The following is a 17002-nucleotide window of genomic DNA, read 5'->3' on the forward strand; positions in this document are numbered from 1 at the left end:
TGCATCCAGGCAGTCCGGCTCTTCGCCGCAGCTTATCATGATGGAGGTGCTATTTTGCTTTTCCTCGTTTTGGCCCGTAAGACATACTTACGGAATCTGCAGTACCGCGGCGCACATATGGTACATAATATCGCCAGCGCCCTGTTCGGCTTCATCTACATTTCCATCTGGACCGGCATTGGCGTAAGCCAATCGCTTGGCGTCTACGGAATGAGCGGCATGATCAGCTATGTCGCCTTCAATCAGGTCAGCTTGTGGGTCGCCGCTTTTCTGAACAACGGCCTGGGCCTGGAGCAATCCGTCCGAACCGGTCAAATCGCCATTGAGCTCATGCGTCCGGTTCACCTGTTCTATCAGCTGATGTGCAAGGAATGGGGGCAGATCGCCTACCAGTTTGTCTACAAGTTTCTCCCGATTTACACGCTGTACCTCTTCGTCCTTCCGCTTCATGTCCCTTCATCCCTGCTTACATTCATCTGGACCGCTGTCGCTTTGATGCTCGCCGCCTATATTTCCATCTGCATCAATTTCCTGATTGGAGCCCTGGCGCTCTGGACGACCGAATCACGCTGGCTGTACTGGGTGAATTACGCCTTCAGTATGCTGCTGTCCGGCTTCCTCATTCCCATTGAGTGGCTGCCGAACTGGCTCGAGCTGATCAGCCGGGCTTCGTTCTACCCGTTCCTGCATTACGTGCCGACCCGGATTTATCTGGGCATGGACGGCCCCGTCCCGCTGCTCGGCTCTCTTGGCTGGGGCGCCGGACTCACCGGCATCTGCCTGATGATTGCCCGGACGATGCGGCGCAAAGTGGAGGTGCAGGGCGGATGAAATGGCTTCGCATGTACCATCTGCTGGTAGTCGCCAGCCTTCGCAGCCGTATGCAGTACAAATTCAATTTCTGGTTCTCTTCCCTGATGGCTGCCCTGATCAATGTCGTGGAATTCGCCATGCTGGCTATTATTCTGCTGAAATTCGGCCATATTAAAGGCTGGTCTCTGGCAGAAGCCGGCTATCTGTATGCCATCCTGACTCTGTCCAAAGCGATATACCGGACGGTAGCCTCTGATGTGCATCATCTGGAAAAATATTTGCTCAGCGGCGACCTGGACAGTCTGCTGCTGCGGCCGGTCCCCGTGCTGCTCGGACTGATGTCGTTCAATGTATCCTTCCGGATCGGGGAGATCATTCAAGGCGCTGCCGTGCTTGCTGTCAGCATGCAGGCTTTATTTGCCGCCGGGCAAATCTCCTGGGCCTCTATCCCGCTGACGCTGCTGGTTATCCTCTCAGGCGCTTTGCTATTATTCGGAATCGGACTGCTTACGGCTACAGCCGGCTTCTGGATTACGAGGATTGAAGAGCTTCAGAATATTACGGAGGACGCAGCGCGGACAGCCGTCCAGTATCCGGTTTCGATTTATCCCAAGTGGATGCAGGTCATGCTGCTCAGCGTTATTCCGGTCGCATTCGCCAATTATGTCCCCTCATTGTATATTCTGCGCGAGGAAGGCGGAGTCTGGCTGCTGTTGTCCGCATTCGCGGCGGCTGTGCTGGTATTTGCCGCAGGACTGTTTATGTGGCGGGTCGGTTTATCCCGTTATCAGAGTACAGGCAGCTAAACAAGCATCTCTATTCGTATATTCTCAAATAGGAGGACCAGCGCTCATATGATAACGGTCGAGCACTTATCCAAGGAATTCAAATCAGCCGTCCCCAAGGAGGGGCGGTTCAGCGGGCTGCGCACCATGTTCTCAAGGGATTATAAGGTGAAGGAAGCCGTCCGTGATATCAGCTTTACGATTAATCAGGGGGAATTCGTCGGGTATATCGGGCCTAACGGAGCGGGAAAATCAACAACGATCAAGATGCTATCCGGCATTCTTCATCCCTCAGCGGGCGAAGTGCGGATTGCCGGCATGAGCCCCCACCGCGAGCGGCGCACCGTCGCGCGCAGACTTGGCGTGCTGTTCGGTCAACGGACACAGTTGTGGTGGGACTTGCCGGTGCGGGATTCCTTCGACATTTTGGCCGCCATGTACGGTGTGCCCGATGAAGTGAAATCGCGGCGCCTTGGCGAGCTGAGCGAACTGCTGACTCTTGCCCCGTTCATGGAGACGCCAGTGCGCAAGCTGTCACTCGGACAAAGAATGCGCGCCGACATCGCGGCGGCGCTGCTCCACGATCCGGACATTCTGTTTCTCGATGAGCCGACCATTGGACTTGATGTAATCGCCAAACGGAGCATCCGCGAATTTTTGCATTCCATCAACCGCGAGCTCGGCAAGACGATCCTGCTCACGACTCATGATATGGACGATATTGAACAGCTGTGCAGCCGCGTCATTGTGATCAATGACGGCCGTCTCGGATTTGACGGGACAACCGACGGGCTGAGGCGGAGGATCGGCTTGCCGACCATCATTCGGGTAACCTATCTCAGCATGGCTTCTCCGCTGATAGACGGCCAGTTTAATCCGGCCGACTGGCCGGGAAGCGCCGCTGAGGAACCGCAGGATCACCGTTGGCCCCTGCGTCTTACGGGAAGCGACGGTCATACGCTTACCGTGGAGTGCAACCGCGATCAGCTCAGCGCCATGGAGGCGCTGCGGATGCTGGAGCAGCTGGGCGAGATCGAAGATGTTCATATGGAGGAGCCCGACTTTGAAGAAATCGTTCACCGGGTCTACTAAGTCCTGATTGTGTTAAAGACCTGATCAGGATAAATCAGGTCTTTATTTACAAACGCCCCACTCCATGCGCGCAGCCCGTCAGAGTCAGTTGGTATTGGCCAGTCCGTTGGCATTAGCCAGTTAGTTGGCGTTGGCCAATCAGTTGGTATCGGCCAGTCCGTACGCCACTTGGAGTATGGGCCTAAGTTTATCTTGTCTCAAATGAAAAGGAGCAGCTTACAATCGAGATCTGACTGTCGTCAGGATCTCTGCCTTCAGCTTGGCACCCGCAAGCTCAAGCGCTTCACCCTGTTCACGAATGCGTTCTGCGGCTGCCAGGTCTTGAATGGAGCTCAAATTAATTTCCACCGTGAGCCAAGCCGATTGGATCGCCGCTTCGAGCATCAGGGCGGCGATTCCCCAATCGGAGATGACATTGCGGTTCACTTTCATAACCGCATCATGCAGCAGCAGCAGCAGCTCATGGCACAGCACCATTAAGCCTAATGGCACCTCGGCAGCGCGGACAGCAGCTCCGCTGAGGGCCTTTTTGCGCAGCTCCCGCCCTTCTTCAGTTGTCCTTGGCAGAGCCAGAACACGCATAAATTCCCCGAAGCTCTCTATATCCTCCAGCATGACCGCCTCGCATGCCGATACAGCCCCCGTCATTTGTCCGGTGATGAAATTCATATCCGCCTGCACATCTTCATACTTGTTTCCTGTCGTCAGCCGGGTTACCATCGAGCCCATGGATGCGCCAAGTGCCGCGGCGAGGGCAGCCACGCTTCCTCCTCCTGGAGTAGGAGAAGCGGAGCCCGCTTTCTCCAAAAAAGCATGGATCGATTGCTTCCATGAATCGCTCATATGTGCAGCCTCCCCGCATCCTGCTGCAGCTTTAATGCATGCAGGACATTCTCGAATAGTATCGTTGTGGTCAATGTGCCCACACCCCCAGGGACCGGTGAAGAAGCCGCTACAAAATCGGCCGTTTCCGGAGCGGCATCACCGGCAATTCCACTGCCATCTTGACTGACATTGATGCCTGCGTCAATGAGAGTCAGCCCGGTATGAACCATCTCCGGGGTAATCAGGTTCAATCGGCCCGCAGCCGTGACCAGCACGTCCGCAGCCTTGATCATTCGAGCCAGATCAGCCGTACGGGAATGGCACACGGTCACAGTTGCGTTCAGGTGCAGCAGCATTTGCGTCAGAGGCCGGCCTACCGTCTCCCCCCTGCCGACAACGACAACATGCTTGCCGCTTAGCGGGATTCCCGCAGCCTCAATCAATCGGATGCAGGACTGCGGGGTAGCCGGCCGCAGACCGGGTTCATTCATCATGCAGGCCAGCTTATTGGCCGGGGTAATACCGTCAATATCCTTCAGCGGATCCAGCGCAGCCGCAAGCCGGCTGGAATCCAATCCCGCTGGCAGCGGAAGCTCGATCAGGATGCCATGAATTCTGTCATCCCCATTCAACCGCTGAATCTCCCGGAGCAATTCAGCCTCCTTGACGTTCTGCTCGAAAGTCAGAAGCTCGAAGCCGATCCCCAGCTTCCCGGCAAGCCGCCCCTTGGCGTTGGCATAGGCTGCCGAGGCCGGGTCTCCATTTACCATCAGGACCGCAATTGCCGGTGCAATCCCTGTTTCCTTCCATTCCTGAACCTGTGTCTTGATGAGCCCGCCTGCCTCATCAGCGAGCGGTTTTGCCTTCAACAGCTTGGCCATGATCGAATGCCTCCCTCATGCAATAGGTAAACAAAAAAAAGCATCTGAAAGGACCCGTGCTCTTAAGCACATCTTCCTTCAAATACTTTGCCCAGGCGTACGGCTATGACAGAGCGGCCGCTGCACCCCAATTAACTGATAGCGGAGGTCAGCATGGATACGCTCATTCAGTCGCTTGCTTCCTCGTGGTTAATCCACGCTGCGCCAGTTGCACGCGACCCTTATTCCAATGCTGTCATTATAGCAGAAACGAGGTCCAGAAGAAACGGCTACTGACGTCCTCTGGAGGATATATTGGAATTCCCCAGACTGTAACAAAATGCAGCCGCTTGACAACGTCGTCAAATTGATTTATCTTTAAATTAAGATATTTAATATAAAAGAAAATGAGGTGAGCAGCGTGAGTCAACCTCCGGATACTTCTTTACAGCTATTCGTTACTTTATCACGGGCGAATCAATGGGTTAGCGCGCATATACAGCAGGATATTCGCAAATACGGGTTGAACCCCACTGAATTTGGTGTACTGGAGCTGCTGTATCATAAGGGAGAGCAGCCTCTGCAGCAGATTGGCGAGAAAATATTGATGACAAGCGGCAATATTACCTACGTCATCGACAAGCTGACGGCTAAAGGATTAGCGCGGCGCAAGGCATGTCCTACGGACAGGAGAGTAATTTTCGCAGAGCTTACGGAGCAGGGGACCGAGCTGCTTGAGCGGATTTTTCCAGAGCATACCGTGGCGATTCAGAAGGCGGTAGCCGGTCTCACGGCTGAAGAGCAGACACAGGCCATTCAACTGCTTAAGAAGCTGGGCCTTGCAGCCCAGGCAAGCTTCATCTAGTTAGCTGCTTGCATTCAGAGCTACAGTGAAGCTGCGCACGCGGAACCGTCTTCAGATATTCGAGGGGGATGAGAGTGTTCACCGCTTGTCACTTGTCTAAAAATCCGTTGCAGACTGTTTCCGTCTGATACGCGGTATGATAACCGGCTTTTTGAGACGATCAATTGTCATATTGAGGCTATACCCTAATTATATAAAACCAATAATGGAGGTCATTTCTATGCAAACCTTAATATACGGTCCAACTTTACAAGGCAGAGGCGCATTTGACGGCGGCAAAATTACAGAGCAGAAACCAATCGGCTTTACCGGGGACGGCTCGGTGCTGCGCAGGCTCGGCCCTTTGTTCTACTGGGCTTGGGCGCATTCGGCCGAAGGCGGGCACATTCCGCTGCATCCCCATCAAGCCTTTGAAATTATGACCTATGTAGTCAACGGCCAAGCCGAGCATGGCGATACTCTGGGCACCAAAAGCACTGTAGGGCCCGGCGGCGTCCAAATCATGCAGACCGGCTCCGGCGTCAGCCACCAGGAGCGTTTTGTTGGCCCGGATATGGAAGCTTTCCAGATCTGGTTCGAGCCAAGCCTGGAGACGGCCTACAAAGCCACGCCAACCTATAATCAGTATGATCATGAGGCTTTTCCGATTGTGGAGACGGACGGCGTTATCAGAAAAACCGTCATCGGCGAAGGATCGCCCATCTCCATCGTTGCCGATGCCCGGATGTGGGATGTTACCGTACCGGCCGGACAATCCTACCGCCATCAGGTCCCTGCCGAACGTACTTTATCGGCGCTTGCGATTCGGGGCGGAGGCAGCTGGTCCTATGCAGAGGATGCAGCAAAAAACACGGACTTCCAGCACAAGGATTATGTCGTAGTGCGTGCTGACGAGAAGCTGAACGTCATCATAACGGCAAGTGAGGGCAGCGAGCCGCTGCGGCTCATTCTGATTGAGGTTCCGACGATCGTTGACTATCCGCTGCACCCCAAACGCTGAGTAAAGAAGTAATATTAACTGCCATCAGATCAGGGCAATAGCCTGATATGTATCCTTTCCATCTCCTCTCCGATTTACTAAAGCCATTTATCATGTTATATTAACTAACATATGAGTGCTGGAGAGGACGATGGATGATATGAATGTCATGCGGCTGGCTTTACTGGTTGTTTTGCTGCTTCCGGTTATTTATTTGTCAATCCAACATACACAGCTGTTTCTTATCAGCCTGCTTATCTTCTCCTTCGGGATCCGCAATATGAAATTCATAAACCTGTTCCGACGCTCCTGAGGGAGAGTCTGCATGCCGGTTGAAGATTCCGGGTTGATTTTTCAGTCCTGATCGTTTATATTAAAAACAATATAACTTTATATGTAAGGTTTCTAGGGTTCCGCGGCATCGTTTCAGCCGGACTGGACCGAGGGAAACCCACGTAAGCCGGTTCATCGGTACGCGTGACGACACGGAGGGATAAAAGCCCGGGAGATATCGTTATGATCGATATTTCCAGGCTTTTTTGTTTTGTTCAGGTGATTTCTTTCCATACTAAAGGGAGACTTCCACCACGATTGCGGGAGAGAAAGCGAGGTTTATGATGAATTTTATTTTGGATAATAAGTGGTTTATCTTGCTTATGCTCGAGGTGCTCGCCTGGGCATCCACCTTCTTTATGGTGTTTGCCAGATACCGGCTGGGCTCCAAGCCTCTGTTCCGTATCGGAGCCATACTGACCGTTCTAACAGGCGTGCTGCCTCAGGTTACGCTCGGCATTGTGAATTTCATTGTGGAAAAGAAGCTGGACCTCTTTACCTTCGTTATTGTGCTCCTGATTCTCTATGGCTCCACGCTGGGGCGCAAGAAAATCAAGCAGCTGGACGACTGGGCCAAACGCAAGTTTTCCAAAGCTGGCCCGCAGATCTGAACGGCGCTGGCCCGCAGATCTGAACGGCGCTGGCCGGCATACGGCAAGCAAAATCATTGCAGCAAGCTGACAGCCCCAGGCTTGAGAAGCACGGCTGGAAAGGCTCAAAAAGAAGCTTGACGGTCGCCGTCCTATGACGCACAGTCAAGCTTCTTCCCTTCTGGGCATAAACAAAGTCTGATGGAATTTCAACCTTTCTTGCCTTTAAAGAAACATAGACTATTGGAAATGCTCGAGAACAACCTTGCCAACGGTCCGGCCGGCTTCAATCGTGGCATGGGCTTTTTTCAGGTTGGCGGCATTAATCGGCTCCATTCTTTCAGTCAAGGTGGTGCGGATGATGCCGGCATCAATGAGCTGGGCCAACTCGTTCAGCAGCCTATGCTGTTCAATCATATCCGCCGTCTGGAACATCGCACGGGTGAACATGAATTCCCACACGAACGCTGCGCTTTTATTTTTAAGCACATTCAGGTCCAATGACTCCTTCGTCTCCACAATAGAGCAAATTTTGCCCTGCGGCGCTACCGCTTCGCCCATCTTCCCCCAGTGCTGCTCCGTGCTGTTCAAGCAGAAAATATAATCGGCCTCCAGCAAGCCGATGTCCTTCAATTGGGTGGTGAATGGCTGGAAATGATCGATGATATAATCAGCCCCAAGCCCCTTGACCCATTCCGCCGATTCCGGACGTGAAGCTGTTCCAATAACCGTCAGCCCCGCATATTTGGCCAGCTGCACGGCGATGGACCCCACACCCCCCGCAGCTCCGATAATAAGGATTGACTTGCCTGCATTAGCGTCCTTATTCCGGGACACCCCCATCCGGTCAAACAGCCCTTCCCATGCCGTGATCGCCGTTAAGGGCAGCGCAGCCGCTTGGGCAAAATCCAGCGATGCCGGCTTGGAACCGGCAATCCGTTCATCGACGAGATGAAACTCGCTGTTGCCGCCTGGCCGGGTAATGCTGCCGGCATAATAGACCTCGTCGCCAGGTTGGAACAACGTACATTCCGGCCCTGTCTGCTCTACGACTCCAGCCACGTCCCAACCCAGAATTTTTGGCGAGTCTTCCGTCTTGTCTTTCGGAGCGCGCACCTTGGTATCGACCGGATTGACAGAAATGGCCTTAACCCGGACCAATATATCCCTCCCGGTTGGAACCGGCTTCTCAAGCTCCATATCGATCAGGCTGTCTGGATGCTCAATATTCAAATATTTATAAAGACCTATCGCTTTCATTGTTTCCTTGTTTGTCATCATGCCAACTCCTTATAATCCAAGATTGCTTCCATATCTTATTTTACCCGCTCCAATCCAAAATAGTAAATATACGCATTCGTGCGAGGTGAAAGCAAATCGCAGCAAGCAAGGCAAAAGGACAGGATTATTCCCTGGAGGGCAGCCTGAATGACTGTCCCCCGGGGAGATAACCCTGCCCTGATGATAGAATTATTCCGTCTCTTCTGTGCTATCGGAATGAAATAAAGCAGCTCCGTAGGCCGGGAGCTTCAATGCGCCATCCTGCAGCTGTCCTGCGCCGCACACGAGAGCCTGCCAGCCGGCCGGGATTTCTATTTCCGCTGCTGAGGCGTTATGATTCAGGACGAACAGATATTCACCTGCGTCCCCTTTGCGCCGCGTGATCTCCACTCCATCCACGGATTCGGCAATGCCGCGAATTCCCGACGCCCGGACCAGCTCTGCAACGAGCGTTTCCATCGTCAGGGGACCAAGCTGTGTACCCACATAATAGGCAAATCCGCCACCATATGAATTTCTGGTAATCGCCGGCGTATTCGCATAAAATTCCTCCGTATACTCGGCAAGCGTCTCAGCTCCGTCAAGCGTGATGATATCACACCATAGATTGGCGCTCTCCGTGACTTCCCCGTTTCCGATCCAGCGTATGCCCTGGCCGAATTGACGCAGGCAATCATAATCCTCAATCTTCACACCGGCGAGCTCCGCATAATCGCCGGGCAGCGTCGCGGCATGAACCGCATTGTCCCAATCCTTCACGCCAGCCCGGATATCAAGCACCAGATGGCCGCCGGCTGCAGCATAATCGCGAAGCTTGCAGCTGAGCCCCGGATTGGACAGAAACATCAGCGGGGCGATAAGCACCTTGTATGCGGAGAAATCCGCTTTGTCGGACACCAGGTTGACCGGCACATTCTTATCGAAGAATGCCTGATAATAGCTGTACAAATGCTTCACGTAGTGCAGATCCGGATGATGGGGCTGAATCTGCATGGCCCATTCCTGATCGTAGCTGAACACGATGCCCACTTCGGACCCCGGAAGACCGCCCTTGAACGCGTCCATATGGGGGGCCAGCTCCTGAATCGTCTGCTTGATCTCCGCGTGGCGCCGCCCCGGAATCCGGCTGTGGGGCAGTATGCCGTGCCAGTACTGCTCGCTGCCCACAAGCGCCGTATCCCAGCGGAAATAGACGATTGTATCCGCTCCATGCGCAATGGATTGGTAGGTCCACAGCCGGATTTGTCCGGGCCGGGGCGTGGAGCCGAGAATTTCCGTGCCTGTCGGACCTGCCAGCTGCTCCATAATCCAGAACGACTGCTCCTTGGTTCCCCTCATCAGATCAAGCGCCATTCCCAGATGCGCCGGCGAGCTGCGCTTGATGCGCTCCTCCAGGAACAGCATCGGGTACTGATCGTGTGAGATGAAATCCAGATCCCTGGCAAGCTCAAAATAATCGGTTTTATCGAAGAAACCCATAAAATTATGCGTTATAAAATGATGAGGGCAGATTTCCCGCAAAATATCGACCTGTACCTTCTGAAAATCGACAATCAAATCTGAGCAAAACCGCTTCCAGGCGAGCAGATGCGACGGATTATGGGAATTCGGCGTCGGCATGGGAGCCGGAACCTGATCAAAGCGTGAGTAGGTCTGGCTCCAGAAGACGGTGCCCCAGGCTTCATTCAGCGCTTCGATCGTGCCATACCGCAGCTCCAGCCATTGCTGGAAGCGGCTGCGGCAGGAATCGCAGTAGCACAGCTGCTGATGGCTGTTGCCGAATTCATTATCCGTCTGCCATCCGATAACGGCGGGATGGTCCTTGTAATGCAGAGCCATCTCCCGTACAAAACGGCGTATATGCGTGCGGTATGTCTCGTTCGACTGGCAATCGTGATGGCGGCCACCGAAGCTCATACGCATTCCGCTCGCATTCACGGGAAAAATATCGGGATGCTTTTCCATCAGCCAGACGGGGGGAGCTGCGGTAGGCGTCCCCAGCACTGTTTTGATTCCCCGGCTGTTTAGGATTTCGATAGATCTGTCGAGCCACCCGAAATCGTACCGCCCTTCCTCCGGTTCCATCTTCGACCAGGCAAATTCGGCCATGCGGACAAGATCGATGCCCATGCCGCGCATCTGATCCGCGTCCCATTCCCAAATATCGCTTGGACAATGTTCGGGATAATAATCCACTCCAAATTTCATACTTTCGTTCCTCCTTATGATTCCCCAAACGAAAACCGCTTGCTGATATTCATGTGATGAATTAAACATTTAACAATATACATCATATCTATTTATCCTGTACAGCTTTTTGTATCCGGTCCTGGGTAATCAGAATATCCTTCTTCTTCCCCAGCGTTTTGCGGTATACCAACGGCGTTGTCGCATGTATGCGCTTAAATGCGCGGCAAAATGTATTGGAGGAATTATAGCCGACCGCAGCTGCGATTTCATTCACGGAGAGCTTGGTTGCGCCGAGCAGATTTTTCGCCTGATTCATGCGAAGATCCTCAATGTAGCTGGAGAAGTTGACGCCCGATTGCTCCTTGAAGAACTGGGACAGATACATCTCCGAGATGTGAAACCGGTCGGCAACCGCGCTTAGATTCAGCGATTCATCCACATAAGCCTCCTGCAGAAAAGCAATGATATTCTGAATCATCTCGTTGTTATGGCTTTTTTTGCGAAGCTCCACCGTGTCGCATATTTTCAGAAACGTATCCGTCACGGACTCGAACATCCGGCTCTGGTTGTGTACCTGATCCTGATTGATCATATTGTCAACAAATTCGCTGATTTCCGCCTCGGATATGGAAGCCTGATCAATCAGCTTGATGAAGCTGCCCGACAATTCATATAGAAACAGCCTGAACATATAGGCGGAAAGCTTCCGGTCCCGAAAATTCCACTTATACAGCTGCTCGAGAATTTCACTGACTTCCTTCTTGTTGCCCACCTTCGCATAGTTGATCAGCCGGATTTCGACATCGCCGGGATAAACATAATTTTCATTTGTTTTTGGCAGGTCGCTGTACCAGACGATTCCCTCGGAAAGCTCCGAGACCTTATAATTCAAAGCCCGCATAGCTTCCTCGTAGGAACGGGATACCTCCAGAAGATTGCTGTAGCTTCCGCCCACGGCAAAATCTGATTTCGCCTGGAATTGATGACCGAGCAGTTCTTCCGCTTTCATGAGGTTCACCGTAATGTTCCGGCGGCACTCATCGAGATCATCAAAATTGCATACAAACAGCATAGCGGTTTTATTCTCGCCGGCGTCATGAAAATAGACATCCGATTCAAACAAAGAGCGAATGACCTCCTTGGCCACAACTCTTTTGATATCCAGCTCCTGAAGCAGATCCGCGTTATCGAAATGATCGTTTTTCTCGAACTGCAGCAGCGCCACCATATAAAACCTGCCGTCCAGGTTGATCCGTATATGGTTTTGCTGCGCCTTGATTTCCTCCAGTGTCATAAAACTTCCTGCAAGCAGCCGTTGGAAGAAAGCCGCCCTGAGGAAAGGCTTGTGGGCTTCAATCTCGGTCTCCAGCTCCTCATTGTTGGAGATCAGCCGGGCGATCGTATTCTCGATGAAGCCGTATGCGTCCTTGCCCCGAATATGCTCGAAGGAGAGCTTGTCGGAAATTCTGGCGATGATCGTCTGCACCGGCCTGCTGTTCCGGTACGAAAGATACAGCGCACAGAACAAGCCCAGCAGCAAGGAAACCGCAAGTACGATCAATGTGATCCGCTTAATATAATTGACCTTGTCCATGACCACATAAGTGGGCTGAACGGCTACGAATTTCCATCCGTTGTAGGTTGAGGTCGTGTACGTTACGCTCATTGTTTTGGAACCGATTTGATGATTGAAAAATCCGGACGGCCGCTTGGCGTCAAGACTGACCGGCTTCACCCCTTCTTCTCCGGCGCCCGAGGCCCCCGTGATGATGTTTCCGTTCTGATCGGCGATATAAGCCCATCCCCCGCTGGAAACGTCCACTCCCTTGAGCAGCTGCATAAGCTCCTTATTGTCAATCAGCACCATGATGGCACCCTGTGGATTGCTGGAGAGCCCCATCGATTGGATATAAGTGACCAAATCCACATTCTTGCCCGCCAAACGAACCGGCTGAGCCGGGAAATATTCTCTTTTGTGATAAGGCTTCAGAAATTGATCGTACCAGGTCTGGTAATCCATATCCGTATAGGTCATATAGTCCTGATAAAACTTGGGCAGCGTATAGGTTTTATGCGGGGTTAGCGCAATCTCGCTGTTCTTGAACATCAAGGCATAGTCCAGTATGAAATTATTGTACAGGCCATAGTCGGCGATGCTCTTCCTTGTTTCCAGCAGCCGGATCAGATTCGTATCCTTGAACGGTTCGCGGATCCCCTGAAAACTGAGCACGCCGGTATTGGTGATCAGCTGCTGGGCCAGCATTTCCACATCGGATAGTCTGCGGTCTATGGTCGTTTTCGCTTGGTCCAGCAGAAGCAGATTCGATTTGGCCGCTTCGTTCGACATAATCGTGGATGTCTTGGAATAGGCAAACAGGCCTATGAGCAATGGTACGATCAAAATAATCAGATATGGAACAAAAAAGCGCAGCCATATGGATTTATTGTTCTCTCTAATTGTTCTCAGCACTTCTTTGTCTCCCCCTTTGAAAATAAGTAAGCGCTTTCTGATACTTCTACAGGCTCTTCTTTTTCTGTGAACCCAGAATAACATATCCCGGATAGCGAGGCGAACCCGATTATTGGGTAATGCACATTAATTTTCAAATGCAAATTCCTTTTGTATGCCGTGTATATTCCCGAATTATTGCATATCCGGCATTCAGGGAATGTGCACCATTCTCAGCATTTCCTTATATCCTTGAGCTGCGCCTATTTCTTAAACTATATGCAAGGATAAGTTTCCACCCTATAAGCAGAGTCGAAAATCCACTGGGTTTGAAGGAGGAATAAGCAGATGATAAAGGACTTGTTTGTTGAAGGCCAGCAATGTCCGCTTGGACTGGATGTCGGACATCCAGACTTTGGATGGAGCTTCCGCTCTTCGCAGCGACGCTCCGTGAAGCAAACCGCATACCGGATCATCGTTTCCGGGACGCAAGAAGAAGTGCAGGACGGCACAGCTGGAATATGGGACAGCGGCGAAATCCGCAGTGCGAGAAATATGCACATTCGCTATGAAGGAAAACCCCTGGAATCACGTAAACGGTATTATTGGAAGGTTCAGGTTCGGGATCAGGACAATGTCCTGTCTGAGAGCGCTGTCTCCTGGTGGCAAATGGGCCTGCTCCGCTCTTCGGACTGGCTTGCCCAATGGATCGGCACGCCCGAAATTGGGCCGGACGCGGATGCTGGGAGCATCCCTTTGTTCCGCAATGAGTTTACCGTGGACAGGCCCCTGGCTGGAGCCGTTCTATATATATGCGGATTAGGTCATTACGAGCTGCGGCTCAACGGTATGAAGGTTGGGCAGCGCGTGCTCGATCCGGGCTGGACCCACTATGATAAAAGCTGTCTGTATGCGGTCCATGACGTCACCGGTCTATTGCGGCAGGGACCAAATGCCCTTGGAGCGATAGTCGGCAATGGGTTCTATAACGTAACCGGCGGAAGATACACGAAATTCAAGCACTCATTCGGCCGGCCCAAATGTCTCATTCAGCTGGAGCTTTCTTATACCGACGGCAGCAAAGCATTTGTTACCAGCAGCGGCGAGTGGATGACCGCCTGCGCTCCCCTGACCTTCTCCTGCATGTATGGGGGAGAAGACTATGACGCCCGGCTGGAGCAAGACGGCTGGGATCTGCCCGGATTCATCCCCGGCAGCGGATGGAGACGCGCAGCCAATGCGGAAGCTCCCGCAGGCGTATTGAAGGCGCAGCAAATCCCGCCGCTAAAGGTCATGAAGACTTTTCATCCCGTCTCAATCGTGCGGCAGCGTCCCCATGTTTATACGATCGATTTTGGCCAAAATTTCTCGGGCTGGGCACAAATTGCCGTAAAAGGTCCTCGTGGTGCTTCGATCCGGATGCTCCCTTCTGAATTGCTGTACCCCGACGCTTCGGCCGATCAGCGGGATTCCGGTTCCCCCTATGAATTCAATTATGTCCTCAAGGGGGAAGGAACCGAGGTGTGGAGCCCCCGATTTACGTATTATGGCTTCCGGTATCTGCAAATTGAGAATATTGCCGTCGAAGGCGGGCAGGCGGCAGGCAGCGGGCTTCCCGTTCTGATTGCCGCAGAAGGACAAATGATCTATCCGGATATCGAGGCATCAGGCAGCTTCATGAGCTCAAATCCTATGCTGAACAAAACGCACGAGATTATTAATTGGGCGATCCTGAGCAATATGAAAAGCGTGTTCACGGACTGCCCTCACCGGGAGAAGCTCGGCTGGCTGGAGCAAACCCATCTCATGGGTCCTTCCCTCCTGTACAATTATCCGGTTGAATCATTGATGCTGAAGGTGCTGGAGGATATTCGCGAAGCCCAGCTCCCAAGCGGCCTGGTCCCTACTACCGCGCCGGAATATGTCGTATTCGATGGAAAACTGAGCAAGTACCGCCACTCTGTTTCCTGGGGTGCCGCCTATATCATGAACTGCTGGAATTTGTTCCGGACCTGCGGAAACACCACGGTATTAATCGGGCACTATTCCGGTATGGAGCGCTATATCCGTTATCTGGAGGCTAATTCGGAAGGGTTCATTATCCAGGATGGCCTTGGCGATTGGTACGATATTGGCGAGAATGGCCCAGGTTATGCGCAGAACACCCCCATTGCGCTGCCGGAGACGGCCATGTTTTACCAGATTGTCTCGGTATTCGCCCGAATTGCCGGTGAATTGGGCCGGGAACAGGATGCAGAACGCTGCCGCGTGTTGAGCCAGTCCATCAAAAACGCGTATAACCGTACATTCTTCAATCCGGCGACCTGCCAGTTCGCAACCGGCAGCCAGACCTCCAACGCGATGTCGCTGGCTATCGGGCTGGTCGAGGAGCAGTACCGCTCCCGGGTGCTGGCCAATCTGGTTGCGGATATTCACAGCCGCCATAGCCATACGACTGCAGGCGATGTAGGACACCGCTATGTTCTGCTGGCGCTGGCGAGTCATGGCCGGTCCGACATCATCTGCGAGATGGCCGCCCAAACAGACTATCCAAGCTACGGGTACCAGATCGAACATGGAGCCACATCGTTGACGGAAGCATGGGATGGACCGACAGCAGGCAAATCGCAAAACCATTTTATGCTGGGTCATCTGGAGGAATGGCTGTACCGGGGATTGGGCGGTCTGGATTACGAATTCATTTCCGCTGCGCAGACCTATGATTTTACCATCAAGCCCTACATTGATCTGGAGCTGGATCATCTCGAAGTTACAGGCAAGCTGCCTGGCGGGCAAGCGCGGATCAGCTGGAACCTCCTCGGCGGTCGCCGGATCGGTCTCGAAATCTCGATTCCCGTCAACTGCACGGGCACTCTGTATGTGCCTGCGGTTTCCCTCGCGTGCGTAAGCGAGAGCCATGCGGCGCTGGAGGAATCGCGTGATATCAAGGTTGTCGCCTACGAGGGCGGCTGCGCCGTGCTGCGGGTGAACTCCGGCACTTATTATTTTGAATCGGCGGTTTGAGCACCGCGTTATGGTGTGAATCGCGGTTGAAACGGTACGGCTGCAATAAAATAATCGCCCTGTCTTTTTTCCAAAAAGACAGGGCGATTATTTGCACCGAAGGCCGATGCCTCTCACCATCCTCTTGGCCGGTTAATCCTGCTTGCAGCACGCCTCCCGCTCTATCCCGACGCTGCAGCGAGGAAAAACCTTGCTACATGAGCCATGCAGCTCCTTTCACCGGTCGCTTCCTCCTCTATGCCGGTTTTTCCTGTTTGCAGCGCGTTTCGCCTCTATTCGGACGCTGCAGCGAGGAAAAACCTTGTAGCATGGGCCATGCAGCTCCTTTCGCCGGTCGCGTCCTCCTCTATGCCGGTTTTTCCTGCTTGCAGCGCGCCTCCCGCTCTATCCCGACGCTGCAGCGAGGAAAAACCTTGCTGCATGGGCCATGCAGCTCCTCTCACCGGTCGCTTCCTCCTCTATGCCGGTTTTTCCTGTTTGCAGCGTGCCTCCCGCTCTATCCCGACGCTGCAGCGAGGAAAAGCCTTATTGCATGAGCCATGCAGCTCTTTTCACCGGTCGCTTCCCACTCTATGCCGGTTTTTCCTGCTGGCAGCGCGCCTCCCGCTCTATCCCGACGCTGCAGCGAGGAAAAACCTTACTGCATGAGCCATGCAGCACCTTTCACCGGTCGCTTCCCACTCTATGCCGTTTTTTTGCTTGCAGCGACCGCAAATTTCTAATGACGGCTCCAGTGTGTAAGCTACAAAAATATATTTATAACTAGCTGCTACTATGTAAAAAGAAGGAGAGCCGGCTGTTGCTTTTTAAAAGGAGGTGACAAGCCCTTAACCCTTTTAAAAAATTATAGAAGTGAATGAACCTTATTGATCCAATATAGTCAAGCAGTGCCCGGCTGGAATCTCGGGTTGACCTG

Annotated in this window: 14 protein-coding genes and 2 riboswitches; of the genes, 8 read left to right on the plus strand and 6 right to left on the minus strand. The window is 52.9% G+C overall.

Going from position 1 to position 17002, the window contains the following annotated elements; genetic code table 11:
* Positions 1 to 54: 54 nt before the first annotated feature.
* From AC0YOA_RS20285 to AC0YOA_RS20295, 3 genes are read left to right on the plus strand one after another with little or no spacing between them, the layout of a single operon-like run.
* Positions 55 to 831 carry an ABC transporter permease gene (locus AC0YOA_RS20285; RefSeq protein ID WP_475788138.1) on the plus strand — a complete coding sequence of 259 codons (777 nt, stop codon included), beginning with the start codon at positions 55 to 57 and terminating at the stop codon, positions 829 to 831.
* Positions 828 to 1619 carry an ABC transporter permease gene (locus tag AC0YOA_RS20290; protein ID WP_475770065.1) on the plus strand — a complete coding sequence of 264 codons (792 nt, stop codon included), beginning with the start codon at positions 828 to 830 and terminating at the stop codon, positions 1617 to 1619. Before AC0YOA_RS20285 ends, AC0YOA_RS20290 begins: the two co-directional genes overlap by 4 nt.
* A 48-nt stretch (positions 1620 to 1667) precedes the next feature.
* Positions 1668 to 2690 carry an ABC transporter ATP-binding protein gene (locus AC0YOA_RS20295; RefSeq protein ID WP_475788139.1) on the plus strand — a complete coding sequence of 341 codons (1023 nt, stop codon included), beginning with the start codon at positions 1668 to 1670 and terminating at the stop codon, positions 2688 to 2690.
* Between the two features lie 216 nt (positions 2691 to 2906).
* Here the strand turns inward: AC0YOA_RS20295 and AC0YOA_RS20300 are convergent, their stop codons facing one another.
* The gene (locus AC0YOA_RS20300; protein WP_475788140.1) at positions 2907 to 3533 is read right to left on the minus strand and encodes a cyclodeaminase/cyclohydrolase family protein; all 627 of its coding nucleotides are present in this window, start codon (positions 3531 to 3533) and stop codon (positions 2907 to 2909) included.
* Entirely contained in the window at positions 3530 to 4396 is an 867-nt protein-coding gene (locus tag AC0YOA_RS20305; protein ID WP_475788141.1) for a bifunctional 5,10-methylenetetrahydrofolate dehydrogenase/5,10-methenyltetrahydrofolate cyclohydrolase, read from the minus strand. Before AC0YOA_RS20305 ends, AC0YOA_RS20300 begins: the two co-directional genes overlap by 4 nt.
* Before the next feature lie 82 nt (positions 4397 to 4478).
* Positions 4479 to 4618, minus strand: a riboswitch (ZMP/ZTP riboswitch).
* A 178-nt stretch (positions 4619 to 4796) separates the two neighbouring features.
* On the opposite strand from AC0YOA_RS20305, the gene AC0YOA_RS20310 reads away from it, so the two are divergent.
* The 4 genes from AC0YOA_RS20310 (at position 4797) to AC0YOA_RS20325 (ending at position 7163) form a co-directional block, all read left to right on the plus strand.
* Positions 4797 to 5240 carry a MarR family winged helix-turn-helix transcriptional regulator gene (locus tag AC0YOA_RS20310; protein ID WP_210038878.1) on the plus strand — a complete coding sequence of 148 codons (444 nt, stop codon included), beginning with the start codon at positions 4797 to 4799 and terminating at the stop codon, positions 5238 to 5240.
* A 220-nt stretch (positions 5241 to 5460) separates the two neighbouring features.
* A complete protein-coding gene (locus AC0YOA_RS20315) occupies positions 5461 to 6240 on the plus strand; it encodes a pirin family protein (protein WP_475788142.1) in 780 nt (259 codons plus the stop codon).
* A 130-nt stretch (positions 6241 to 6370) separates the two neighbouring features.
* Positions 6371 to 6532: a hypothetical protein gene (locus AC0YOA_RS20320; protein ID WP_210038876.1), complete on the plus strand. Its 162-nt coding sequence runs from the start codon at positions 6371 to 6373 to the stop codon at positions 6530 to 6532.
* An 81-nt stretch (positions 6533 to 6613) separates the two neighbouring features.
* Positions 6614 to 6729, plus strand: a riboswitch (guanidine-I (ykkC/yxkD leader).
* Positions 6730 to 6833: 104 nt separating this feature from the next.
* Positions 6834 to 7163 (plus strand): hypothetical protein, encoded by a 330-nt coding sequence (locus tag AC0YOA_RS20325; RefSeq protein ID WP_210038875.1) that lies wholly within the window; start codon positions 6834 to 6836, stop codon positions 7161 to 7163.
* Between the two features lie 219 nt (positions 7164 to 7382).
* Here AC0YOA_RS20325 and AC0YOA_RS20330 read toward each other — a convergent pair whose 3' ends face one another.
* From AC0YOA_RS20330 to AC0YOA_RS20340, 3 genes are all read right to left on the minus strand, one after another.
* Positions 7383 to 8420, minus strand: coding sequence for a zinc-binding alcohol dehydrogenase family protein (locus AC0YOA_RS20330; protein ID WP_475788337.1), 1038 nt, complete (start codon positions 8418 to 8420; stop codon positions 7383 to 7385).
* Between the two features lie 192 nt (positions 8421 to 8612).
* Entirely contained in the window at positions 8613 to 10631 is a 2019-nt protein-coding gene (locus tag AC0YOA_RS20335; RefSeq protein ID WP_475788143.1) for a beta-galactosidase, read from the minus strand.
* An 88-nt stretch (positions 10632 to 10719) separates the two neighbouring features.
* The gene (locus AC0YOA_RS20340; protein ID WP_475788144.1) at positions 10720 to 13083 is read right to left on the minus strand and encodes a helix-turn-helix domain-containing protein; all 2364 of its coding nucleotides are present in this window, start codon (positions 13081 to 13083) and stop codon (positions 10720 to 10722) included.
* 327 nt (positions 13084 to 13410) lie between these two features.
* Between AC0YOA_RS20340 and AC0YOA_RS20345 the strand changes: the two genes are divergently transcribed.
* Positions 13411 to 16086 (plus strand): family 78 glycoside hydrolase catalytic domain, encoded by a 2676-nt coding sequence (locus tag AC0YOA_RS20345; RefSeq protein WP_475788145.1) that lies wholly within the window; start codon positions 13411 to 13413, stop codon positions 16084 to 16086.
* Positions 16087 to 16358: 272 nt separating this feature from the next.
* Here AC0YOA_RS20345 and AC0YOA_RS20350 read toward each other — a convergent pair whose 3' ends face one another.
* Positions 16359 to 16529, minus strand: a complete 171-nt coding sequence (locus AC0YOA_RS20350) for a hypothetical protein (RefSeq protein ID WP_475788146.1) — start codon at positions 16527 to 16529, stop codon at positions 16359 to 16361.
* Positions 16530 to 17002: the final 473 nt, after the last annotated feature.

The sequence above is a fragment of the Paenibacillus sp. JT22N12 genome (assembly GCF_056269365.1).

Excerpts from the sequence above, each read along its gene's own strand:
- AC0YOA_RS20335 (WP_475788143.1), bottom strand. The coding sequence starts at position 10,631 with ATGAAATTTGGAGTGGATTATTATCCCGAACATTGTCCAAGCGATATT.
- AC0YOA_RS20305 (WP_475788141.1), bottom strand. The coding sequence starts at position 4,396 with ATGGCCAAGCTGTTGAAGGCAAAACCGCTCGCTGATGAGGCAGGCGGG.
- AC0YOA_RS20290 (WP_475770065.1), top strand. The coding sequence starts at position 828 with ATGAAATGGCTTCGCATGTACCATCTGCTGGTAGTCGCCAGCCTTCGC.
- AC0YOA_RS20300 (WP_475788140.1), bottom strand. The coding sequence starts at position 3,533 with ATGAGCGATTCATGGAAGCAATCGATCCATGCTTTTTTGGAGAAAGCG.
- AC0YOA_RS20320 (WP_210038876.1), top strand. The coding sequence starts at position 6,371 with ATGGATGATATGAATGTCATGCGGCTGGCTTTACTGGTTGTTTTGCTG.
- AC0YOA_RS20345 (WP_475788145.1), top strand. The coding sequence starts at position 13,411 with ATGATAAAGGACTTGTTTGTTGAAGGCCAGCAATGTCCGCTTGGACTG.
- AC0YOA_RS20330 (WP_475788337.1), bottom strand. The coding sequence starts at position 8,420 with ATGACAAACAAGGAAACAATGAAAGCGATAGGTCTTTATAAATATTTG.
- AC0YOA_RS20295 (WP_475788139.1), top strand. The coding sequence starts at position 1,668 with ATGATAACGGTCGAGCACTTATCCAAGGAATTCAAATCAGCCGTCCCC.
- AC0YOA_RS20315 (WP_475788142.1), top strand. The coding sequence starts at position 5,461 with ATGCAAACCTTAATATACGGTCCAACTTTACAAGGCAGAGGCGCATTT.
- AC0YOA_RS20325 (WP_210038875.1), top strand. The coding sequence starts at position 6,834 with ATGATGAATTTTATTTTGGATAATAAGTGGTTTATCTTGCTTATGCTC.